26 protein-coding genes, 2 tRNA genes and 1 rRNA gene are annotated in these 20693 nt (G+C 41.7%); 16 read left to right on the forward strand and 13 right to left on the reverse strand.

From position 1 onward, the window contains the following. Positions 1 to 7: 7 nt before the first annotated feature. The gene (locus SU86_RS01865; RefSeq protein WP_048187016.1) at positions 8 to 1495 is read left to right on the forward strand and encodes an NADH-quinone oxidoreductase subunit N; all 1488 of its coding nucleotides are present in this window, start codon (positions 8 to 10) and stop codon (positions 1493 to 1495) included. Here SU86_RS01865 and SU86_RS01870 read toward each other — a convergent pair. Together SU86_RS01870 and SU86_RS01875 are read right to left on the reverse strand one after the other, a co-directional pair. Continuing rightward, positions 1479 to 2330: a polyprenyl synthetase family protein gene (locus SU86_RS01870; RefSeq protein ID WP_048187017.1), complete on the reverse strand. Its 852-nt coding sequence runs from the start codon at positions 2328 to 2330 to the stop codon at positions 1479 to 1481. The genes SU86_RS01865 and SU86_RS01870 overlap by 17 nt on opposite strands. A gap of 48 nt (positions 2331 to 2378) precedes the next feature. Next, positions 2379 to 2454, reverse strand: a tRNA-Glu gene (locus tag SU86_RS01875). Between the two features lie 79 nt (positions 2455 to 2533). Between SU86_RS01875 and SU86_RS01880 the strand changes: the two genes are divergently transcribed. Together SU86_RS01880 and SU86_RS01885 are read left to right on the forward strand one after the other, a co-directional pair. Next, entirely contained in the window at positions 2534 to 3175 is a 642-nt protein-coding gene (locus SU86_RS01880) for an iron-containing redox enzyme family protein (RefSeq protein WP_048187018.1), read from the forward strand. A gap of 31 nt (positions 3176 to 3206) precedes the next feature. Then, positions 3207 to 3280, forward strand: a tRNA-Ile gene (locus SU86_RS01885). Positions 3281 to 3409: 129 nt separating this feature from the next. Here SU86_RS01885 and SU86_RS01890 read toward each other — a convergent pair. Next, positions 3410 to 3802: a histidine kinase dimerization/phospho-acceptor domain-containing protein gene (locus tag SU86_RS01890; RefSeq protein WP_048187020.1), complete on the reverse strand. Its 393-nt coding sequence runs from the start codon at positions 3800 to 3802 to the stop codon at positions 3410 to 3412. After that, the gene (locus tag SU86_RS01895) at positions 3790 to 4611 is read right to left on the reverse strand and encodes a matrixin family metalloprotease (protein WP_052755423.1); all 822 of its coding nucleotides are present in this window, start codon (positions 4609 to 4611) and stop codon (positions 3790 to 3792) included. The genes SU86_RS01890 and SU86_RS01895 overlap by 13 nt, the downstream gene beginning before the upstream one ends. Positions 4612 to 4807: 196 nt before the next feature. On the opposite strand from SU86_RS01895, the gene SU86_RS10145 reads away from it, so the two are divergent. Both SU86_RS10145 and SU86_RS01905 read left to right on the forward strand, forming a co-directional pair. Continuing rightward, positions 4808 to 5101: a winged helix-turn-helix domain-containing protein gene (locus tag SU86_RS10145; protein WP_048189048.1), complete on the forward strand. Its 294-nt coding sequence runs from the start codon at positions 4808 to 4810 to the stop codon at positions 5099 to 5101. Between the two features lie 14 nt (positions 5102 to 5115). Continuing rightward, positions 5116 to 5700 carry an MEDS domain-containing protein gene (locus tag SU86_RS01905; RefSeq protein WP_158507458.1) on the forward strand — a complete coding sequence of 195 codons (585 nt, stop codon included), beginning with the start codon at positions 5116 to 5118 and terminating at the stop codon, positions 5698 to 5700. A gap of 168 nt (positions 5701 to 5868) precedes the next feature. On the opposite strand, the gene SU86_RS01910 is transcribed toward SU86_RS01905, so the two are convergent. Beyond that, complete coding sequence (locus SU86_RS01910) at positions 5869 to 6360, reverse strand: universal stress protein (protein ID WP_158507459.1); 492 nt, start codon at positions 6358 to 6360, stop codon at positions 5869 to 5871. A gap of 221 nt (positions 6361 to 6581) precedes the next feature. Between SU86_RS01910 and SU86_RS01915 the strand changes: the two genes are divergently transcribed. Then, a complete protein-coding gene (locus SU86_RS01915) occupies positions 6582 to 7145 on the forward strand; it encodes a TATA-box-binding protein (protein ID WP_048187023.1) in 564 nt (187 codons plus the stop codon). Here SU86_RS01915 and pyrE read toward each other — a convergent pair. Continuing rightward, positions 7133 to 7750 (reverse strand): orotate phosphoribosyltransferase, encoded by a 618-nt coding sequence (gene pyrE / locus SU86_RS01920; RefSeq protein ID WP_048187025.1) that lies wholly within the window; start codon positions 7748 to 7750, stop codon positions 7133 to 7135. The two genes, SU86_RS01915 and pyrE, sit on opposite strands and share 13 nt — an antisense overlap. 50 nt (positions 7751 to 7800) lie before the next feature. Here pyrE and SU86_RS01925 point away from each other — a divergent pair, with 50 nt between their 5' ends. Then, positions 7801 to 8886 carry a nickel-dependent lactate racemase family protein gene (locus SU86_RS01925; protein ID WP_048187027.1) on the forward strand — a complete coding sequence of 362 codons (1086 nt, stop codon included), beginning with the start codon at positions 7801 to 7803 and terminating at the stop codon, positions 8884 to 8886. Here SU86_RS01925 and SU86_RS01930 read toward each other — a convergent pair. Beyond that, positions 8869 to 9960 (reverse strand): site-2 protease family protein, encoded by a 1092-nt coding sequence (locus SU86_RS01930; protein ID WP_048187029.1) that lies wholly within the window; start codon positions 9958 to 9960, stop codon positions 8869 to 8871. The genes SU86_RS01925 and SU86_RS01930 overlap by 18 nt on opposite strands. A gap of 89 nt (positions 9961 to 10049) precedes the next feature. Between SU86_RS01930 and rimI the strand changes: the two genes are divergently transcribed. Both rimI and SU86_RS01940 read left to right on the forward strand, forming a co-directional pair. After that, positions 10050 to 10550 (forward strand): ribosomal protein S18-alanine N-acetyltransferase, encoded by a 501-nt coding sequence (gene rimI, locus SU86_RS01935; RefSeq protein ID WP_048187030.1) that lies wholly within the window; start codon positions 10050 to 10052, stop codon positions 10548 to 10550. Positions 10551 to 10582: 32 nt separating this feature from the next. After that, positions 10583 to 10804 (forward strand): hypothetical protein, encoded by a 222-nt coding sequence (locus SU86_RS01940; protein ID WP_048187032.1) that lies wholly within the window; start codon positions 10583 to 10585, stop codon positions 10802 to 10804. Here SU86_RS01940 and SU86_RS01945 read toward each other — a convergent pair whose 3' ends face one another. Beyond that, complete coding sequence (locus SU86_RS01945; RefSeq protein WP_048189050.1) at positions 10805 to 11635, reverse strand: class I SAM-dependent methyltransferase; 831 nt, start codon at positions 11633 to 11635, stop codon at positions 10805 to 10807. 5 nt (positions 11636 to 11640) lie between these two features. Beyond that, on the reverse strand, positions 11641 to 13425 hold the full coding sequence (locus SU86_RS01950; RefSeq protein WP_048187033.1) for a ribosome biogenesis/translation initiation ATPase RLI: 1785 nt from the start codon (positions 13423 to 13425) through the stop codon (positions 11641 to 11643). Between the two features lie 84 nt (positions 13426 to 13509). Here SU86_RS01950 and rrf point away from each other — a divergent pair. Together rrf and SU86_RS10075 are read left to right on the forward strand one after the other, a co-directional pair. Continuing rightward, positions 13510 to 13629, forward strand: a 5S ribosomal RNA gene (rrf, locus tag SU86_RS01955). A gap of 40 nt (positions 13630 to 13669) precedes the next feature. Next, entirely contained in the window at positions 13670 to 13798 is a 129-nt protein-coding gene (locus SU86_RS10075) for a hypothetical protein (protein ID WP_256363750.1), read from the forward strand. On the opposite strand, the gene SU86_RS01960 is transcribed toward SU86_RS10075, so the two are convergent. Further along, positions 13785 to 15257, reverse strand: coding sequence for a leucyl aminopeptidase (locus SU86_RS01960; RefSeq protein ID WP_048187035.1), 1473 nt, complete (start codon positions 15255 to 15257; stop codon positions 13785 to 13787). The genes SU86_RS10075 and SU86_RS01960 overlap by 14 nt on opposite strands. Positions 15258 to 15333: 76 nt before the next feature. Between SU86_RS01960 and SU86_RS09845 the strand changes: the two genes are divergently transcribed. Continuing rightward, positions 15334 to 15483, forward strand: coding sequence for a hypothetical protein (locus tag SU86_RS09845; protein ID WP_177318907.1), 150 nt, complete (start codon positions 15334 to 15336; stop codon positions 15481 to 15483). 105 nt (positions 15484 to 15588) lie between these two features. Here SU86_RS09845 and SU86_RS01970 read toward each other — a convergent pair whose 3' ends face one another. Both SU86_RS01970 and SU86_RS01975 read right to left on the reverse strand, forming a co-directional pair. After that, positions 15589 to 15951, reverse strand: a complete 363-nt coding sequence (locus SU86_RS01970; protein WP_236687729.1) for an MscL family protein — start codon at positions 15949 to 15951, stop codon at positions 15589 to 15591. 68 nt (positions 15952 to 16019) lie between these two features. Next, positions 16020 to 16406: a hypothetical protein gene (locus SU86_RS01975; protein WP_048187043.1), complete on the reverse strand. Its 387-nt coding sequence runs from the start codon at positions 16404 to 16406 to the stop codon at positions 16020 to 16022. Positions 16407 to 16524: 118 nt separating this feature from the next. On the opposite strand from SU86_RS01975, the gene SU86_RS01980 reads away from it, so the two are divergent. The 4 genes from SU86_RS01980 to SU86_RS01995 are packed head-to-tail and all read left to right on the forward strand — an operon-like array spanning position 16525 to position 20101. Then, positions 16525 to 18192, forward strand: a complete 1668-nt coding sequence (locus SU86_RS01980; RefSeq protein ID WP_048187044.1) for a ribulose-phosphate 3-epimerase — start codon at positions 16525 to 16527, stop codon at positions 18190 to 18192. Then, positions 18189 to 19160, forward strand: coding sequence for a transketolase family protein (locus SU86_RS01985; RefSeq protein ID WP_236687731.1), 972 nt, complete (start codon positions 18189 to 18191; stop codon positions 19158 to 19160). Before SU86_RS01980 ends, SU86_RS01985 begins: the two co-directional genes overlap by 4 nt. Continuing rightward, positions 19157 to 19810, forward strand: coding sequence for a fructose-6-phosphate aldolase (gene fsa, locus SU86_RS01990; RefSeq protein ID WP_048187045.1), 654 nt, complete (start codon positions 19157 to 19159; stop codon positions 19808 to 19810). The genes SU86_RS01985 and fsa overlap by 4 nt, the downstream gene beginning before the upstream one ends. 39 nt (positions 19811 to 19849) lie before the next feature. Next, positions 19850 to 20101: a hypothetical protein gene (locus SU86_RS01995; RefSeq protein ID WP_048187047.1), complete on the forward strand. Its 252-nt coding sequence runs from the start codon at positions 19850 to 19852 to the stop codon at positions 20099 to 20101. Here the strand turns inward: SU86_RS01995 and SU86_RS02000 are convergent, their stop codons facing one another. Then, positions 20102 to 20665: a TATA-box-binding protein gene (locus SU86_RS02000; RefSeq protein WP_048187049.1), complete on the reverse strand. Its 564-nt coding sequence runs from the start codon at positions 20663 to 20665 to the stop codon at positions 20102 to 20104. Positions 20666 to 20693: the final 28 nt, after the last annotated feature.

The following is a 20693-nucleotide window of genomic DNA, read 5'->3' on the forward strand; positions in this document are numbered from 1 at the left end:
TGATTCGATGATAGAGATTACTTCAACTCCAATAATTTTGATTGCGATTCTTGGTACAATAGGAATGATCCTGCCAGTGATAAGTGTAGTCAGAAAGGAAAAAGGCTCCAACTCTTTCTATGCGGCAATTGCATTTGGCGCACTAGTTGTATCGATTGGATATGTTGGCTATGAGATATTCACAAACCAGCTTCCACCGGCAGCAGTCTTCTCAGGAGATGTTCTGGCAAATGACTCCTTTAGCGGACTATTTGCAATTGCAATGTTGATTGTGGCAATCCTTACCACTGCTGGCTCGTTTAATTTCATGCGCAATCAGGCGCACTCACCAGTGTACTATTCGCTGATTTTACTATCCACAATAGGAATGGTCCTAGTCGCATACTCGACTGACCTTGTCATGTTGTTTGTTGCGTGGGAGCTAATGTCAATTCCGACATATGTCTTGGCGGGATTCATGAAAAAGAACCCAAGCTCAAATGAAGCAGCACTCAAGTACTTTTTGTTTGGAGCAGTATCGTCTGCCATTATAATATACGGAATCTCTATTGTTTATGGCCTAACTGGCTCGACAAACATTGGAGATGTGATGACCGGCCTTGCAAACCTGGATCCATCCATGATGCCACTTGCCCTACTGGCAGTTGGCATGTTCATTGCTGGATTTGGATTCAAGATGGGCCTTGTCCCATTCCACATGTGGCTGCCAGATACCTATGAGGGGGCACCGCCTACCATCACTGCATTATTGGCAGCTGGAACCAAAAAGGCGGGATTTGCTGCAGCCCTTCGAGTCATAATAATGGGAACAATTGCACTAAACATAGACTGGACACTTGCATTGGGAGTAATTGCTGTGATGACCATGACTGTAGGAAACATTGCAGCTATCATGCAAAAGAACATCTCCAGAATGCTTGCCTATTCCAGTATAGGCCATGCAGGCTACATCCTAATTGGCTTGGCAGTTGCTCCATTTACCTCGCTTGGAATCCAGGGCTCATTGTTCCATGTCTTGAATCACTCTGTGATGAAGGGTGCGGCATTCATTGCAATAGCTGGAATTGTAACTACAATTGGAATTACCAACATTGAGAAGCTAAAGGGCCTTGGCAGAAAGATGCCAATCACATCACTGGGATTGGTAATATCATTACTTGCACTGGCAGGTGTTCCACCGACTGCAGGATTTTGGAGTAAATTGTTATTGTTTGGCTCTGCGCTAGAACCAGGACTACCGGCATGGGCTGGATGGCTTGCAATAGCAGGCGTTCTCAACTCTGCACTATCTCTGGCATACTATGGTTGGATCATCAGAAAAATGTACTTTGAGGGAGAGACAGAAAAGAGAATCAAAGAGCCAAAGGCAATCATTGGCGTGATGATATTTTCGATAATCTTCCTAGTTGGAATTGGTGTCTATCCAGATCCAGTAATAGAATTTGCAAAGAACGCAGTTCCAGTACTTGGAACTACGTTTACACCTTCAACGTAGTCAGTCTTAGTAAATATTCTAAATGTGATTTTGCATCATTGTCTGGTATTATTCTGAGGCTTGATGCGGCTTTACCTGCATAGTCTTTTAGCATTTTTTCCATGTGATTAAAAATATCACGCGGGTCAAGACTTCGCTTTACCAGCAAGTTAAACAGCTTGTCCTCATTTTTCCAATCAATCAGGTCATCTCGTATTTGATATGCAATGCCAATGTTTCTGCCATATTCTGATAGTGCAACGATCTGGTCCTCGGTTCCATTTGCAATGATTGCACCAAGCCTTGCAGAGACCTCAAATGCGGTTGCGGTCTTGTATTCGATTACCTTCAGATAATCATCAAATGTAAGATCTTGGCTGGTCTCTAGCCTTGTCTCTAGCACCTCGCCCTCACTCATTAGCATGGCAGTGTTTGCCAGATCACGCGTAATTCTTGGGTTGTTTAGTCTGGATGATATGTTTAGGATTAATCCCAAAACAAAGTCGCCAGTCAAAATGCTGGTATTGTATCCGTATTTGATGTGGAACGGATCCTTGTGGCGCCTTGAGGTCTCATTGTCTATAATATCATCATGGATTACAGATTCTGTGTGCAAAAATTCTACTGCACAACCTGCAGTATATGCGCGCTCATCTACCTTACCTATGGACTCTGATGCCAAAAGCAAAATTAATGGTCTGATTCTTTTTCCGCCCTCTATTGCATACATTAGGGGCTGCATGAATTCTGATTTTGAGTATAGTGATAATTCGGATTCTAGTGCGCTGTCTATTTTTTGGATATACTCTTTGTATGTGTCAAGTAAAGGATTGATTTTCAGATTTTTTCGATCCAAAAAACTACACTGGCGATTCTCTTCGCTTACAGTATTAATAGTTGTAGGTGCTCCCGCCGGGATTTGGACCCGGGATCTCCGCCTTGAAAGGGCGACATGCTTGACCGGACTACACCACAGGAGCCTGTTTGCATCGCCGTATCTAGAGCTTAAAATCTTTTGGACATGAAAGATTTTTTTATTGGCACAAATTGATACTTGATATGAATTCTCTTGCAAAAAAAATTGATCAACTAATTGAGCAGAAAAGCTTGCTAAAGCATCCGTTTTATCAAATGTGGAGTGATGGCAAATTATCAAAAGAAATGCTTGCAGGCTATTCCAAAGAATACTTTCAAATGGTAAAAGCAGTTCCGTCATTTGTTGGTGAAATTGTAAAATTTACACCATCACACATGATTAGTGAAATCAAGGCAAATCAGCAAGAAGAAGCAGAACACATTGAGCCATGGGCTCACTTTGCTGTGTCATTGGGCATTGAGAACATCACCTCATACTCTGGTCTGGACAAGACAAACTACGCAGTAACTGAATTATCTGGCTTGATGACATCGCTTGAGGCAGGAGCCGCAGCAATGTATGCATTTGAAAAAGAGATTCCAAAAATCTCCCACACAAAACTTGAAGGCCTAGAGAAATTCTATGGCATCACTACACCTGATGCAACGGAATATTTCAGATTGCACATGGAAGCAGACATTAGACATGCAGCAACATGGGAAAAAATCCTAGATAAAATTCCAGAAGAAAGACACGGCGAGTTTTTGGCAGTTGCTGAAAAATCACTAGATGCACAAAATCATCTTTTGGATAGCTGCTACGAAAGCTACTGCACATCTCTATAACTTTTATACACAAAAGAAATCTGTTTTTTGAGGGCCCATAACTCAGCTTGGTAGAGTAACCGGCTCATAACCGGTGAGCCAAGGGATCGAAGCCCTTTGGGCCCACTCTTACATATTCGATGGGCCCTGTTTTAGCACAACCTTTCCGTTTGGAAGAGTTCCGACGTATTGCCATCCTTCGGCAATTAGTTTTTCAGATTCATCTGCCGTGGCGACTCGCTGCTTGTATTGCCGTCATTCAGATTGCTGAACAACTCTAGCACCTTTGCGAGCTCCTCCGACTTCATCGTCACAATATTTACTTCTATGCCTCATCCTTCTGTCTTTCACAGTTTGGTCTTCTGTACTCTCTAACATATTCATGGCATCAAGCATGGCCAGTATGTCGGAAATGTTTTTGCCTAGTAATGACGCGCATTGCCTAATCACTTCCAATTTTTCGTTTTGAGTCTCATTTAGATTCCCAAATTTGCCCTCAGTAAGCATGTCTGCATATGTCCTGATTGGTACAAGCGGATTCCTTAATTTGTCTGCAAATGTGTCACGAATTTTGTCGGATAAGATTCTTTGCCGTGAGTCTTTTGTACCGTCATCAATATTGCTTGGCGTGTAGATCATTTTTGACATATTATCTCACCCATTTGGTTTCCATCGTAAAGCCCAATAATTGCATCAATATCACATTCAGAAATGTAAGGAAGAATCATGTAGATTGTGGGCGCCATCAGATCCTCAGGAGCAGTAGAATGTCCAAGGCCTATAGTATGACCAAACTCATGCCTCACTATGGCGGCCAGCTGTTGATCCGACAGATTTGACGCGTCATAAATTATGATAAATGATTTAAGAATTGCATTGCCTTCTGTCACTGATCTCGTGTATCCGGTGTAGCCCTCAATTCTTTCATTGGATAATGTTATGGTGATGTCTCCACTGCGTCCATTATTGTCAACAAAATCGAATTGTGTTGGGATGACGTACTTTGTTTTCTGTTTGATGCTTCTTAGTGCTCCAGCCCATCCTTCATAATATGTTGATGTATTTCCCTCAAACCCCTTGTGTAATACAGAATCATCTATGGTCACAGTTTGTGTAGACAGAATGGCGTCTTTCACTACGGATATCTTATCTTGCGACAGATTTGCCTCATTTACAATATCGATGGTTACTGCTTCATTCTGAGCAAGGTGCCACGGATTCCAAGTGCCTATAGTATCTCCTCTGAGATATTGTGTCACATATTGTGAACTGTTTCCATGCAATACGAGATTTGTCAACAACATGAATTCATGAGAGCAATAACCTACACATGCAGACAATGTCACAATAGAAATCAAAAACACGGCGTGATGTTTTTTATTTTGTTTTCTTTTGTATGTGCAATCAGAATATTCTACAAAGATGCCAGTATGATCATCTACCATCATGACCTTCATGTACATTATTTGATCAATTTTCCATATAGGGCTCGTGCAGCTTGATGCTTGTTGTTATACGTTTTTTGACACTCGTCAAGATGAGTTCTCTTTATTAATCAAAAAAAGCATATTTGTGATGTGAATCTGGAATTTTTTTTACATAATAGCAAGTGTTTTATGAATGAAGATACCTCACTTTGTGTTATATTTGGATATGAGTATACGAAGATCGAAAAGGGACAAGCGACACAAGTTAGAGATGTATTATGATATCTTACGATCAATTAGCAATGAAGCCAGTAATGATGAAGAAGTGAAGCCAACAAGAGTGCAGTTCCAAAGCAATATGGCTTACGATAAACTGACACAGTATCTTACAGAGTTGGAAAGTAAGCAGATGTTACAAAAAACTCCGTCATTGTCATTGACTCAAAGAGGACACGAGTTCTTGAAGAATTATGGGGTAGTCAAGGAACTTGTTCAAAAGCTTGGATTGGACAAAATATGAATGACGATTACAAAATGCAATCACATGAATTTATTGATAATGAAAAATTTGGGAACCACGCCATAATGTTTTATGAAAAACCAGAGGATGGATTGGCCATCCAGTACAGGTATCTGCATAGTGGTTTGATGAAAGGCCAGCACGTAGTGTATTTTACCAGTGAAACGCCAGAATTCATGAAAGATGAAATGGTGAGGTTCGGAATTGATGTGGATCTGTTTCAAAAAAATGACACGCTACACATATTTCAAATCTCACACAAAGCAGATTCCGGTGTCAAAGACGCACTAGAAAAGCTTGACGAAGTCATGAAGATAGCGCAGCGATATACTAAAACCTATGTTAGGATGACGGGACGAATAGTCAAAGATATTAGCGCCAACAATGGACAGCGGGCAGAGCTGGCAGTTGAGCAAAAACTGCATGAGATCATGCAACATTTTAATGGTTCATTTCTTTGTAGTTACCACATTACCAAAACCAATGGTGATGATGAAATAGAATGGATGTTCAACACCATACACGCTCATTCTCATGTGGTTTATGTTCCAGAATCCGGCAACGGTGCATGCTTTGATGCCACATTTATGATGAAATGAGGAGCTTGTCCGATTTCATCATATTCATCTTGAACCCTTTACCTATGGATTCGGATGATTTCTTTTACTCTTCTGCAAAAAAGTATGAAGTGGTATTCTAAGCCCCACGATGGCTTTCTGCCGTTGTAGGCTTCGATAGGCTGAGTATTGTGGAATCCTTTGGGCCCATTATTTTACTAATACTACTGGACAATGAGCATTTAATGCAACGCTGGTAGATACTCGGCCTAGCATCATTTCCTTTACCATTCCTTTTCCGTGTGTGCCCATTACGATATAGTCAACTTTTTTCAAACTTGCAAAAGAGATCAATGATTCTGATATTGTGTTTGACTCTAAAATCATGCAGCTAATGTGAATTTGGAATTTTGCGGCATCGGCTTCTAACACCTTGAAGATTCTTCTGAATTCGGCGTTTCTACTCTTTGCGATTATTTTTTGTCTGCTTGGGGTGTCATTTACCCATTCAGAGTCTTGGTTTTCATCTGTTATGGCAACAACAGTTATTGCGGCGCCATACTTTTTTGCCAAATCCAATGCGTGGCCAAATGCATGAACTGCGTGCTTTGAATTATCAAATGGCACCAAAATATGTCTGATTAAGGTACTTGCAACATTACAATGATCCAAATCGCTGCACACTATCTGGGAATGATCCAACCATTTCCATAGGCACAACGCTCTAAAATGATCCAGTTTGTCCGTCTCGAAAAGTCTCGCAGTGGGATAATCAATAAAAGAAGTCACATCAAAGAATCATTGGCCGCAATGAAGAATCAGAGTTATATCTGAATCATGATGTGAAGGCATTTGACTGAGCTGCCAAACTTTTTGTTTTATCGTTTCACTATAAATACAAGCCATATATAAGAAACAAAAAGATGCCGCAAACAAAACCAATCGTCAGTATTGAAAATGTTGTTGCATCTGCAACAATAGATCAAAAAGTGGATCTAAACGAAATCACAAAGAAATTTCCAGACACAGAATGGAATCCTGATCAATTCCCCGGACTTGTGTTTAGAATCAAATCCCCAAAGACTGCAACTTTGATTTTCTCATCTGGCAAGATGGTTTGCACCGGAGGCAAATCCGAAGAGATGGCAGTAAAGGCAGTGCGAACAGTTGTACAGCAGCTAAGAAAAGGCGGAATCAAAATAAAAAATGAGGCAATTGTCACCGTTCAAAACATAGTGGCCTCGGGCAATCTTTGCGGAAAAATCCACTTGGAGCAGGCAGCAAGGACCTTACCGCGAAGCATGTATGAGCCGGAGCAATTCCCAGGATTGATACACAGAATGCTTGATCCAAAGACCGTGATTCTGTTATTTGCATCAGGCAAGCTTGTCTGCACAGGTGCAAAAAAGGAAAGCGATGTGTATCGATCTGTTCATAATCTGCACAACACACTAGAAGAAAAAGACCTGATGATTTACGACAGCTGAGTCCCGGCTACTTGTTTTTGGACCTTGTCCAAGACGGAATCATCGACTAGTTTTTGTTGATGCAAGATCTTGGCAATTTCTATTATGTCCAAAAGGTGGTGCAGTTTCACTCCTTCTTTTTGTAGTGCCGAATCTGCGCCCTCTAACCTATTTACAATAACATATGCATCAGTTATCTTTGTGCCTGATTTTTTTAGCTCCCTTATTCCATTTATGACAGAGCCGCCCGTTGTTGCAACATCGTCTATTAGTAGAATCTTCATGTCTGGCTTTACGATTCCCTCTACAAGCTTGCCTGTTCCGTATTCCTTTGCCTGGGATCTGACATAGACAAGCGGCTTTACAAGCTCATATGCCAAGGCCGATGCAATGACTAGGCCTCCTGTTGGGACCGACGCAATGGAATCTATATCATCAAAGCCAATTTGCTCTGAGACTAGGCTCTGCAGGTGCTTTATCATGTGTCTGAACTGGTGCGGATAGCTAGGAACTAGTCTCAAATCTACATAGTAGGAGCTCTTTTTTCCGCTTGCCAGAGTGAAATCCCCGAACTTGATAATGCCACTTTGATGCAAAAATGTTGCAAACTCTTTTACAAACTCCATACCAAAATTTACTAGACTGGATTTATTTTGCTTTGTTTTGTGGGGTATGTGTGCCTGAAATCTGGTTAAACTATGGACCAACTGATGTAGTTCTTGATATAAAGGCAGAAAATCTGGACCAAAAAATCGAGCTAGATGCACCGGCACTTGATGTATCTCAAATTTATGAAAAGATGGACACGATGGATCTGAGCAAACCCCTCACACTTGTAGTACTAAATCACACTCCTGCCATACAAAAGATACTCTCAATAATTTTTGAGAAATGCTCACAAAAGGCAATTCCGCGGCCAAAGGTCTTTGCAGACAAGCAAATAATGAATCTAGTACGTGCTCATCTTCCACCGGAAAGCCAGGTCTTGGCATTTGAGGGAATTGAAAATGTTGATTCCAATCTAGTGTTTGTTGGCGAGATGGAGTTTGATGGCTTGTTTGGATTTGATACCATAGCTACGCGACTCTTGCGCAGATTTGGAAAAGACCAAATGCTATTGGCATATGAGAGGCGACAGGGAAATCTGCCGAATCCTGGTAAGGAGACAGAGAGCATCCAGATTGCAAAAAACTTTGCAGGTACATTTGAGATATCTGCAATTGAAATTGTGGCAAACCAAAAGGGAATAGCAGATCTTGCTATAGGTCATCCATCAAGTACACTATCAATATCCAAAACAATGAGCGGATTTACAAAATCAATAGAAAAACACCGTACTCTTTTGATTAGCACCGGTAAAGACGCAAGTAATGATACACTAGGCAAATCTCTGAATTCGCTTTGGAACTGTTACACTGCTATACGTGATGATGGCATGGCAATTCTGCTTGGGGAGTGTAGAGCAGGAATTGGCTCTGAGGCAATACGCCAATACATAGAAGGAAGAATGAGTGTTGAGCGACTACAAAAACCGGCAAAATACGTGGATGGAATGGAAGACTTGCTGTACCTATCAGAGATTCAAAAGAAACTGCAGATTGGCCTGGTTTCTGTGCTACCAGAGTTTTACATCAAAAAGCTAAATGTGATTTCGTTTGATGGCGTCAAAGAAACATTTGAATACGTACTAAAACACCAGGGCGCAAGACAAAAGATCTCTATTGTTCCGGATGGCGCAAGAATTCTACTTGGGCCAAACTGAGAATGGTAGTGGTGCACATAGAACTGCTAGCGCTATGACCAAAACATAAAGCAATTTTCTATTTTTTGATAATGGTGAGACATCATCTAGTGGTCGTACACTCATGTTTCTCATGCTAAATATCAAAATGAATATTGCCATCATCTCATATCGCAACAAAAACAACACTCCAACGCTTGCATATGTTGCGATGCGGTGAATCTTTTGGCCAAAAATTGTGCGCGCCATGTGTCCACCATCAAGCTGCCATGCAGGAAGCAAATTCAGAAATGTGATCAAAAACCCAAGCCACGCGGCAAACAATACCGGTGACATTAACACCTCAACGTCTGGGCCTGCCTTGCCAAATGTGGCCAAGGCAAGTGTCATGAATATGCTGTCATCCAGCTTTCGTAATTGTCCATCTGGCAGTGCATCTACGATGGATTGATCCAAAATTGGTGAGGTATATGCACCATAAAACGAGACCAAAATAGCAATTACTAGGCCTGCCAATGGTCCTGCAATTGCTACATCAAATACAATATTTCGATTTATCAAAAGGCCGCGGGATTGGATCATTGCACCAAACGTTGGCAGTCCTATGACTGGTACACCAGGAATAAAGTACGGCCAAGAGGTACGTATCTTGTGCATTTTGGCTGCAACCAAATGCCCTGCCTCATGTATGCCCAAGATCCCAACCAGAGATATTGTATAGAGAATGGCAAAATCCAATGGATCTCCAATATAGATCAGGCTGTTTACACCAAGTGTCCTGTAATATCCATCAACCATCACAAAAGCAACTACCACTCCAAAGAGGATTCGCTGAATCCATGCGCGAGAGAGCAGTTTTTTCTTTTTTGATTCTGGTGGGAGTCGATTTACTTGAATTATAGTTTTGTCCGCTGATTTTTGCAAAAAGCAGATTATTCCAATTGATTCTAGTTTTTGTGCCAGTGCGACAAATTTCTCCCTAAATTCTGCATCTGCTATCTCAAACTCCATCTTCTCAAGTGTGATGTTTACTGCCTGAACCTCAAACGTGGATGATACAATAGAAATGACCTGCTCTTGCGTGGGCTCACTCATTGTTTAACAAAATCCCAAGTCGGGATTAATTGATTTGTACGATTTTCTACTTTAACGTTAAATATCGACTGCACAAGAATATCATTACAATGCAGATAATCAACAACCAGACCGGCGATTTCATCATACGAAGATGTGAGCCAGGAGATCTCATACCTGTAATGGAGATAAATCTGAAAACCTTACCTGAGCACTATTCCGATTATTTCTATGAGAGTCTTTTAGCAGAGCTGCCTGAAGCATTCTTGGTTGCAGAACACAAAGGAAAGCTTGTCGGATACATCATGTGCAAAACAGAATATGGATTTTCAAATTTCAAAAAACTCGGATTTGTCAAAAAGGGACACGTCGTATCTGTTGCCGTACTGGAAGAGTATAGACGACAGGGGCTGGGCAAAGCAATAATCGATGAATGTGTTGAGGGAATCAAATCAAAGCGATGTGATGAACTGTATCTGGAAGTGAGATGTAGCAATACTGACGCAGTCCGATTATACGAGAAGATGGGATTTTTCATAAAGCAAAGACTCAAGGCATACTATAGGGATGGCGAGGACGCATTTTTGATGGCCATCGAATTTACATACTAGATTCATATACTTTGGATAAAGTGTTTAGCTAAATGACAAGACGCAAAATGATGGGTATTTTCATATTTTGTTCATGCATTGGAGGATTTTTTGTATATGCGTACTTGTTGATGTTATCTGAGTGGAGTCCAATTGTCTTACAGCTTTCAGTACTAATGATTGCAGGTGGAATACTGGGTGTGATATCTTGGATTGGTTACATGATGGCAACAACGAAATCATCCCCATCATCAATCTTGCCTGACGACAAGTAATTATTTTGTAATTTTTACATCAACTACCATTTGGTAGTATCGTGGGCCTACTGCTCGCACCATTCTGCCGCCAAGAATTTCGGACTTGACTGGACTGACTTGCAAATAGTGTTGTTTTGATAGTTCCACTGCATTTTGACGCTTGTCTGCATGCTGGTGCGAGTAATAATGAATCACGCCACCTGATTTTGTTGCAAGTATTGCGGAATCTAGGAATTCATCTGATCTTTCAGGCAATAGCATCAGGGTACGATCGCCTGTATCTTGGAGCTGCTCTTTTACCACCTGGGACGCGTCGCCATTAATTGATATGATTTTTCCTTTCATCTTTTTGTTTAGCTTGATGTTTTGCTCGCAGAGCTTGGAAGCATGAGGATTTAGGTCAATATTGTACACAGTGCAGTTTTTCATCTTTGCTGCCACAATAGAAAACATGCCGACTCCACCAAACATGTTGATTAGAACCTCGCCGTCTTGAACCAAGTCTGCTATTCTTTTTCGTTCAGTTGAGAGTCTTGGGGAAAAAAACGCCTTTTCCACGTCTACTCTGAATCTGCAACCATATTCTCGGTATTCTGTTTCGGTATTGTCCTCACCCGCAATCACTTCTAGCTTTCTTGTCCTAAAGTCACCTGAGACATCAGAGCTTTGATAAAATACAGAGCGTGCCGGACGCACCGCTTCTAGGAGTGTTTCACCAATTATTTTTTTCTTTGATAGTAAGGAGTCTGGAATTCTAACCACAATGATATCGCCTATTTGATCAAATGCTGAATACAGATCGTTTGCTTCTTGCTCTGTTAGCACTCCCTGCAGTGCTTTTTTTAGCATTCGTGTCAATTCTTGTAATAGAAATTGCCCGTGTCTTTTTGCTGCTTGTCTAGTCTGCTGCCGGTTTTGTTGACTCGAGGCCTTAGTGTCTGCTCGTCTCGCCTAAATGTGATATCAAGCGAATTCAAGAATCGATTCATTGCATCTGCCTTGCTCATAGTTGATGTTCCATGACCTTCCTTTCCTGACTCGCCTTCAAAGATTACCATGGTATCGGATATCAAGTCCATTAGCTGAATATCATGATCAATTATGATGGCCGACTTGGCATATGATCGGACAAATCTTTGAATGAACTTTGCAATTGCTATTCTGTCTTCGACATCCAAAAATGCTGATGGTTCATCTAGTGCATAGACATCTGCTTTTTTGAGAAGACATGTGGCAACTGCCACTTTTTGCAGCTCTCCTCCGGAGAGATTCTTGATGGATTTGTTGTATAGTTTTTTGATCTTTAACGGATCCACGATTTGCTCTTCCTCTATGCTGCCAAAGATTGGACCTTCGTTTGCCTTGTCCAATACTGAAATGACCTCAACATCATAGTCATTTGGAATGTATTGAGGCTTGTATGATATGGTGACTGCCTTGTCTATTGTTCCCTCGTCTGGCTTTTCGACACCTGCAATCATTTTCATCATTGTTGTCTTGCCAAGTGCGTTTGCACCCATTATTCCCATTACCTCGCCTCGCCTTACCTGACCTGGCTGTACTGTAACTGAAAATGCGGGATAGTTTCTCTTTAGCGCCGGATAATTGATTAGAACTTCGCCCTTTTCAAAATCATCTTGGGATGATGACACATCAAAGCTGAATTTTTTGTCTCGGAATCGAACATTTTCGTTTGGTAGATATCCATCCAAAAATACATTGATCCCTACTTTGGTGGATAGAATTCCAGACACAATACCATATGCTGCCGGCTCTCCGTACAAAATCTCAATATAGTCAGACAAAAAGTCGAGTAGGGTCAGATCATGCTCTACTACCATTACTGATTTTCCAATGTTTGCCAAGCCATGGATTACTCGGGCTACTCCTCTTCTTTGAAATACGTCGTTGTATGATGATGGCTCATCAAAAAAGTAAAAGTCCGCATCCCTCGATGCAGCAGCTGCTACGGAAATCCTTTGTAGCTCTCCACCAGAGAGCTCCTTTACATGGTGTTCAATAGAATTTTTCAAGTCTAGCTCTCTGATCAGATCGGTGGCGGCTCCTCGCTGGTCATACTTGTCTAGTAGTTCCTTACCGGTCCCATCAAAGACCTGAGATATGTTGTAGACCTGTTGTGGCTTTATTGCGGCCTTTATTGTTTGATTTTTAATTTTCTCAAAATGATCCTTTAGCTCGGTACCTGCAAATCTTTTTAGAATTTGGTCCCATTCTGGAGGATTCTCATATTCCCCAAGATTTGGCTTTAGATTCCCAGACAAGATACTGACCACGGTACTCTTTCCCATACCGTTTCTGCCCAAGAGGCCTACGACCTCACCCTTTTTTGGTGTGGGCAGACGATAAAGCCTGAACGAGTTTTTTCCATACTGGTGAATCTTGTCAGTCCCAAGTTCTGTTGCTAGGTTTACTATGGTGATTGCCTCAAATGGGCACACCTTGACGCAGATTCCGCACCCATTGCAAATGTCCTCATCGATTTGCGCCTTTTTTATCTCCTCATTCATTATGATACAATCTGCGCCGGACTTGTTTACTGGACAATACTTGATGCATTCAAGGCCGCACTTTTTGGGCTGGCATAATTCCTTGTCTAAAACCGCTACTCGATGGGTCACAACCGTATCTTTGGGCCGGTCAATTTATACCTCATTCGTGAATGTGGTCGTAATCTTAATACAGAACAATTGTACGATGACTAACAAGCCGGCCATAGTGTTAGGGCGCGACCCAGTCTCTTTCCGAACCTGGAAGTCAAACCTAATGTCGCCACTGTGTTACTAAGGTGCGAGAGCCCTTGGGAAGTAGTGGTGCTGGCATCTTTTAATCAAATTATTATACAAGAATATTTGGTATTATTTTATGCCAATTTGTTCAGTGTGCGGCGAACAATTAGAAAATGACATACGTTTCATGAACCACATGATGGAAAAACATGGATTTAGAAACTCTAACGTTGGAACGCCGGATAGAAACTCTAGGGGCTACTAAGATAATCAAGAATTAATCTGACACCAAATCCCGTTGCTCCCTTTGGATTGTATGATTTTTCTTTTGATCCTCCCTGCACCCAGGCAGTTCCGGCAATATCAAAATGTGCCCATGGTGTGGTACCGACTGCGTTTGCCAAAAATGCAGCAGCTGTAATTGTTCCGGCAACTCTGCCAGGACCAGTATTTCTTATGTCTGCATAATCTGACTTTATCATGTCCATGTAGTCATCATTGATTGGTAGCTGCCAGACTTGCTCGCCTGTACTCTGAGATGATTTTGCTAGCTTGTCTGTAATTTTTTTATTATTGCTAATTAGGCCTGCCACGTTTGCACCAAGAGCTACTATGCATGCGCCGGTGAGTGTTGCAAAGTCGATTATCTCCTTTGGCTTGTATGTTTTAATTCCATATGATAGTGCATCAAACAATATGAGGCGGCCCTCTGCGTCTGTGTTGAGGATTTCGGCTGTTTTGCCGTCGTATAGTTTTATGATGTCACCTGGTCTGTAGGATTCGCCTCCAGGCATGTTCTCAACTGATGGTATTATGCCGACCAGATTCACTGGTAGCTCTAATTCTGATGCAGCCTTCATTATTCCAAGTACAGTGCAACCACCACACTTGTCAAACTTCATCTCATCCATCTTGTCTGCTGGCTTGATGGAGATGCCACCAGTATCAAATGTGACTGCCTTACCTACTAGTATGATTGGCTTGTCGCCTTTTTTGCCGTTATACTCTAGTACGATGAGTTTTGGCTCGTTTCTGCTTCCCTGGCCTACTGCAGTTATTCCACCAAATCCTTTCTGCTTTAGCTCTGATTTGGATAATACCACGCACTTTAGCTTGTTCTTTGATGATAATGATTTTGCAAGGCCTGCAAGTTGTGCTGGGTTGCACTCGTTTGGTGGAAGATTTGCTATTTCCCTTGTGTAAATTACACCGTCTGATACTGTGTCTGCCTTTGATACTATTGATGAGATCTTTTGATCAGAGGATAGTATGGTGAGGTTTGGGGATTTTGATTTTTTTTCTTTTTTATATTTATCAAATGAGTATAGTGATAGTTTTGCACCCTCTACTATTGCACTTGTGGTGATTTTACCGTTGACTGGCAAATTATTTGGAATCACTAAACTATATTCATCAAGGCCTATTTCGGATATTTTTTTGGCAATTTTTCCGGATGTAATCCTAAGTGATTCATGCGTTATTTTGTGGCGTGGCCCAAGACCTGCAACCAAAATTCTCTGGGCGGCAATCAATCCGTGAGTATGAATGATGGATATTGCGCCAAGCTTTGCCTTGGTTTCTTTGACTGCCTCTCTTACTGCTTCTGTTAGTTTTTGTGCGGTTTTTGGGAACCCAAGTGGCAGATCTGATTTTTCTGCAACAAAATAGCAAAGCGATTTTGTTTTTTTCTTGAGAGGATCTGAGTTTTCTGTTCTTATCAGCACAGTTTTGGCTCGTCTTTTTTGTCTCTATTAAGATTTGGGCTTATTGATAAATACCGGATCATTCCAACACAAAAACATGTCAAGTACAAAATGCATATCCTGTGGAAAGAGCTTCTTTTCCCCTCTAGGCCACAACAAGTGTAACATCTGTGCCAAAAAGGACGGAGACTCTGGCATGGGAGACATGGGACACGGCTCCTGTGGATGCGGTGGACATCACCACTAACATTTTCTTTTAATTAATTTCTAAAATATTTACTCTGAATTTGCTATTTGATCGTTTCTGATACAAGGCCGGGGTTTTGCGGAAATAAACTGCCGACATTGCTGCTCACTTTGTTTTGTCTTCTACAAGCTTGAATTTGGATAGCTGCTTGTATAGCATGAATACGATTGCTGCAATTATCAAAAAGTCAATAATGTTTGCAATCAAGTCTCCGTACTTGAAATCGGATGTAACGCCAGTGAATTGGTTTGTCACGGAATATTGTAATGTTTTAAGATCACCAGATGGTAATGCAAGACCTACTATTGGGTTGATTATATCGCTGACTAGTGCAGTGACTAGTTTTGATGCAGCTGCACCAATTACAAACGCTATTGCAAGACCTATGATTCCAAAAGTCTTGAGAAAATGAGCAAACTCTGCTACGAATCCTTTCTTTTCCTCTGGTTTGTCTGACACACAAATCATTGCCTTGAGGCTGTATATGCAAAATGGTGTTTGAATGGATTAGATCTTTTTGTGAAATTATATGACTTTCATATGGCATTGATTGCAAGTTTTTTGCTGTTTGTTAGCAGACTTGCAGAGCGCACAAATACGGCCTTTACATTTTTGCATTCCACATCACATGCTTCGTTGTTCTCAAATTCCTTGTTTCCTGAGCCTTTTGATTGGATAATCGCAGAGATTAATGGTACTAGGGCAGCTCGTCCACCAAATGCAGTTTTTCCATCAACAAACCAAAACATCTCCAGTGCACTGGAATCAAGAATTTGTCCTCGCAACTTTTCACCAAGCTCAGTGTAGTGACCAACCAACAACAATTTTCCTCTTGCCAAAAAGTTTACTGCCTTTGCAAACTTGGTGCACAGATAGCACTGGTTATCATAAATGACAAGTGGAACCATCCTGCCCAGATCCATGGTACTATCACGTTGGATCGAGATTAAAGGATTGAGGGAAAATAGCTTTTTATTGAATTTGCAAGCAGCCTCAAAACATGACCGTGTCTTTACTTCCAATTATCAAATCTGATTGAAAATGGGCCTCAACTATTATCAAATTAAAAAAAATGTTAGACGGGCGCGCAAACTTGTAATTCGTGCCACCTCAAACGCAGGATCTGGCCATCCCGGTGGTTCTTTTTCCATGGCAGAGATTATGGGGTGCATATTTTTCAAATATCTCAAGTACGATCCAAAAAATCCAAACTGGGAGGATCGTGACAAACTTGTTTTATCAAAAGGACATGCCTCTCCAGGATTGTTCTCAAACATGGCACTTGCTGGATATTTTGATCCATCAGAGCTTGATACGCTAAGAAAATTTGGAAGCCGACTGCAGGGACATCCAGACCTCAAATGCCCCGGCGTGGAGTTTTGTGGAGGCTCACTTGGAATTGGATTGTCTTTTTCGGTTGGAAGTGCACTGGCGGCACGAATTGACGGCAAACCAACTAGAATATTTACAGTAATGGGCGATGGGGAAACCGACGAAGGCCAAGTTTGGGAGGCTGCAATGACTGGTGCAAAATACAAAGTCGATAATCTGACTGCCATTTTGGATAGGAATTTCATCCAACAGGACTCTTACACAGAAAAAGTCATGCCACTTGATGAGGAACTGGTAGGCGATGATCTATCGGAAATGTGGAAGGATGCTAGCCGATGGAAGACTGGCGACAAGTGGAGATCTTTTGGATGGAACGTAATTGACATTGACGGGCATCGTATAGAACAATTGGATCATGCAATCAAAAAGGCAACACAAACCAAGGGCGCCCCATCAATCATCGTCGCACGTACCATCAAAGGCAAGGGAGTCGAGCACATGGAGGACAATCCCAAGTGGCACGGTCAAGCCCCAAAGAAGGAATTTGTCCCAATCATAGACATGGAAATCGATTCACAGGCAATGATTGCACCATCTATAATAGCTGGTGATATGACAAATCTGGAAAACGAGGTAAAGCGATGCACAAACGGACGTGCTGACTATATCCATCTTGATGTAATGGATGGAATGTTTGTACCGAACAAGACATTTGATCACAACAAAATTCGCGAGCTCAGACCATTAACTGTAATACCATTTGATACTCATCTGATGATAAACGAGCCGGTAAAGTATGTCAAAGACTATGTTGATGCGGGCTCTGATATCATAACCGTCCATGCCGAAGTATGTGATGCGTCCAGCTTCGGTCAAATTCATGATATACTAAAGGCAAATCAGGTAGGAGTTGGTCTTGCAATAAATCCAGACACAAATCTACCAGAATGGGCAATTCCATTTATTCCAAAATTAGACCAGATGATTGTAATGTCTGTAGTTCCTGGCAAGTCTGGCCAAAAATACATCGAGTCTACACACGAAAAAACACAACAACTAATCTCAACACTAAACCAGAATGGATTTGATGGATACATCGAAGCAGACGGTGGCGTCACACTTGATAATATTGGATTGTGCTTTGCAGATGGGGCACGAGCCTTTGTTGGCGGAAGCGCCATAATAGGACAGCAAGACGTGCGTGGAGTCATTCGTGAATTTAGGAACAAAATTGCACATGCCAGACGCAAGGGATTGCTCCAAAAGGCGCACGATCTTGGAGGAAACGAACTTGTGGCAAAGTGGATTGATCTGCATACTATAGGCGAGAAAAGGAATCACCTTACCGCAATAGCAAGGGAGCTTGGATACACATGATTGGGGACATGACTGATATGCGAACCGTCTATGGCAAGGCACTCGTCGAACTTGGAGAGCAAAACCCAAACGTCGTAGTTTTGGGTGCTGACACTACTGATTCACTAAAGACTGCGGATTTTGGGAAAAAATTCCCAAATCGATTCTTCAATGTCGGAATAGCCGAGGCAAACCTGGTATCAGTTGCTGCAGGATTGGCAATATCTGGCAAGACTGCATTTGCAAGCACATATGCAATATTTCTTCCCGGAAGATGCGTTGATCAGATCCGAAATGCAATTGCATATCCATCACCTGGAGACAAAAAGGGCCTAAATGTCAAACTGGTTGTTTCTCATGGCGGAATATCTGTAGGTGCAGACGGCGGATCGCACCAGCAAATAGAAGACATTGCAATAATGCGAGTCATCCCAAACATGACGGTACTCATACCAGCAGACACTGTGGCGGTTTCAAAGCTTACCTGGATCATGTCGCAACGATATGGCCCGCACTATATGCGATTGACAAGGTCTGTGTCACCAATAGTTCACCAAGACTCACAAGAATTCACAATAGGAAAAGGTATTACACTGAGGGAGGGGACAGACTGTACACTGGCAGCATGTGGTCTTACCGTAAAGATGGCACTTGATGCAGCTGATTCTCTAAAACAAGAGGGAATATCTTGTAAGGTGCTAGACATGTTTTCAGTAAAGCCAATTGATTCTGAATTACTGGAAAAGTCTGCAAGAGAAACTGGCTGTATAGTAACATGTGAGGAGCACAACATAATGGGAGGATTTGGCTCTGCAGCATCTGAGGTGATATCAGAATTATACCCAGTTCCAATCAAGCGCATTGGTGTCAATGACAGATTTGGCGAGTCTGCGCGTGATGCAGAGATTCCACTGCTTTTGGAAAAACATGGTATAACATCACTTAATATAGCAAAAGCAGTCAAAGAGATCATAGGTAAGAAAAAATGAAGATCTTCCTTGATACTGCAAACTTACAATCCATAAAATCATACAATGACATGGGATTATTGGATGGCATAACTACCAATCCATCACTACTTGCAAAGGAAGGTGGTGATCCGCTCAAGGCAATGGAGGAGATTACCAAAATCATCAAAGGTGATGTAAGCTTGGAAGTTGTTGCGACCGATTATACGGGAATGATGGATGAGGGACATAGACTCAAAAAGTATGGCGCAAATGTTGTAATCAAAGTACCAATGACTGCAGATGGCCTCAAGGCATGCAAGAGCTTCTCATCGGAGGGAATTCCAGTTAATGTTACTCTGGTGTTCTCGCCAAATCAGGCAATTCTGGCTGCAAAGGCTGGTGCAAAATATGTCAGCCCATTCATTGGAAGACTGGATGATGTTGGCCAAGATGGAATGGGATTGATTGCAGAAATAAAACAGATATTTCAAAATTACAATTTCAAGACACAAATTCTGGTAGCTAGTGTTCGACACCCAATGCATGTAGTAGAGGCAGCAAAGATTGGAGCCGATGTAGTGACACTACCGCCGGATGTTTTGGGCAAAATGCTCAAGCATCCGCTTACCGATAATGGACTCAAGGCATTTTTGGCAGACTGGGAAAAGCTAAAGCAGAGCCAGAAATAATTTACAACTCCTTAAAAACCACGAAAATCATATCAAATCATGGATGATGAAGCTCGCAACTTTCAGATCATGCAGGTCTCTGAGCTACTAATCCAAGACAAAATCTCGTTAAATGAGCAGGACCCTGCCAAACTACAAAAATACTATGACTATGCGCAAAAAGAGTTTAGCCTTTCTGGGGATGACTCGGTAGATCTAGTAAATGAGACATTTTTGTATCTGACCATAAAAAATGCCAAAGATATTGATCCCCTTCAAGATGGAGACAAATTTGGTGCAGGCTTTAGCTAGTTATTGGTCGTAGATCATCAGTTTCTTTTCTTCTAATAATGAGTGTAGATTGTTGACTGAGCGATACACGTCTGCTTCCTTTTTTGCGCCTGTGCAGACAAGCTTGCCTGATGCAAATAACAGAATCACAGTCTTTGGGTCCAGCATTCTGTGTATCAATCCTGGGAATTGCTCTGGCTCGTACATGCTTCGTGGTAAGGTCCTTGCTGCATGCTCTAGGTGAATCTTACCACCTAGGTTTATTGCCGCAACAATGTTTTGCACAACAATTTCTGCATCATTTTTTATTTTGATTCCACCTTTTCGCAGTCTTTCTACTACTGTTTGTACTGCTTTTACTGCCATCTCCTCTGATTTTGCACCGGTACAAACCATCTTACCAGTTCGGAAAATCAGAGTAGCGGTACGCGGTGTCTTTAATCGAAATACTAATCCTGGAAACTGGTCTGGATGATATTCAGTGTCTGGGAATTTTTTTGTGACCTCATTTAGATCTATTTTCTGATCAACTGAAGCAGAAGCAACTACATTTTCAACTGATACAATTGGCTTTGTTTGTGGCATTCGTGCTTTTTTAAATACCCGCTTTATA

Origin of the sequence: Candidatus Nitrosotenuis cloacae (assembly GCF_000955905.1) — an archaeon.
GTDB classification, from domain to species: Archaea; Thermoproteota; Nitrososphaeria; order Nitrososphaerales; family Nitrosopumilaceae; genus Nitrosotenuis; species Nitrosotenuis cloacae.

Bases quoted from the DNA above. Each gene is read 5' to 3' on its own strand.
- pyrE (WP_048187025.1), bottom strand. From the start codon at position 7,750: ATGGAGTTTGTAAAAGAGTTTGCAACATTTTTGCATCAAAGTGGCATT.
- SU86_RS01930 (WP_048187029.1), bottom strand. From the start codon at position 9,960: ATGAGTGAGCCCACGCAAGAGCAGGTCATTTCTATTGTATCATCCACG.
- SU86_RS01985 (WP_236687731.1), top strand. From the start codon at position 18,189: ATGATTGGGGACATGACTGATATGCGAACCGTCTATGGCAAGGCACTC.
- SU86_RS01905 (WP_158507458.1), top strand. From the start codon at position 5,116: ATGCAATCACATGAATTTATTGATAATGAAAAATTTGGGAACCACGCC.
- SU86_RS01895 (WP_052755423.1), bottom strand. From the start codon at position 4,611: ATGAAGGTCATGATGGTAGATGATCATACTGGCATCTTTGTAGAATAT.
- SU86_RS09845 (WP_177318907.1), top strand. From the start codon at position 15,334: ATGTCAAGTACAAAATGCATATCCTGTGGAAAGAGCTTCTTTTCCCCT.
- rimI (WP_048187030.1), top strand. From the start codon at position 10,050: ATGCAGATAATCAACAACCAGACCGGCGATTTCATCATACGAAGATGT.
- SU86_RS10145 (WP_048189048.1), top strand. From the start codon at position 4,808: ATGAGTATACGAAGATCGAAAAGGGACAAGCGACACAAGTTAGAGATG.
- SU86_RS01940 (WP_048187032.1), top strand. From the start codon at position 10,583: ATGACAAGACGCAAAATGATGGGTATTTTCATATTTTGTTCATGCATT.
- SU86_RS01865 (WP_048187016.1), top strand. From the start codon at position 8: ATGATAGAGATTACTTCAACTCCAATAATTTTGATTGCGATTCTTGGT.
- SU86_RS01975 (WP_048187043.1), bottom strand. From the start codon at position 16,406: ATGGATCTGGGCAGGATGGTTCCACTTGTCATTTATGATAACCAGTGC.
- SU86_RS01995 (WP_048187047.1), top strand. From the start codon at position 19,850: ATGGATGATGAAGCTCGCAACTTTCAGATCATGCAGGTCTCTGAGCTA.
- SU86_RS01915 (WP_048187023.1), top strand. From the start codon at position 6,582: ATGCCGCAAACAAAACCAATCGTCAGTATTGAAAATGTTGTTGCATCT.
- SU86_RS02000 (WP_048187049.1), bottom strand. From the start codon at position 20,665: ATGCCACAAACAAAGCCAATTGTATCAGTTGAAAATGTAGTTGCTTCT.
- SU86_RS01880 (WP_048187018.1), top strand. From the start codon at position 2,534: ATGAATTCTCTTGCAAAAAAAATTGATCAACTAATTGAGCAGAAAAGC.
- SU86_RS01890 (WP_048187020.1), bottom strand. From the start codon at position 3,802: ATGTCAAAAATGATCTACACGCCAAGCAATATTGATGACGGTACAAAA.
- fsa (WP_048187045.1), top strand. From the start codon at position 19,157: ATGAAGATCTTCCTTGATACTGCAAACTTACAATCCATAAAATCATAC.
- SU86_RS01945 (WP_048189050.1), bottom strand. From the start codon at position 11,635: ATGCTAAAAAAAGCACTGCAGGGAGTGCTAACAGAGCAAGAAGCAAAC.
- SU86_RS01970 (WP_236687729.1), bottom strand. From the start codon at position 15,951: ATGATTTGTGTGTCAGACAAACCAGAGGAAAAGAAAGGATTCGTAGCA.
- SU86_RS10075 (WP_256363750.1), top strand. From the start codon at position 13,670: ATGCCAATTTGTTCAGTGTGCGGCGAACAATTAGAAAATGACATACGT.
- SU86_RS01980 (WP_048187044.1), top strand. From the start codon at position 16,525: ATGGGCCTCAACTATTATCAAATTAAAAAAAATGTTAGACGGGCGCGC.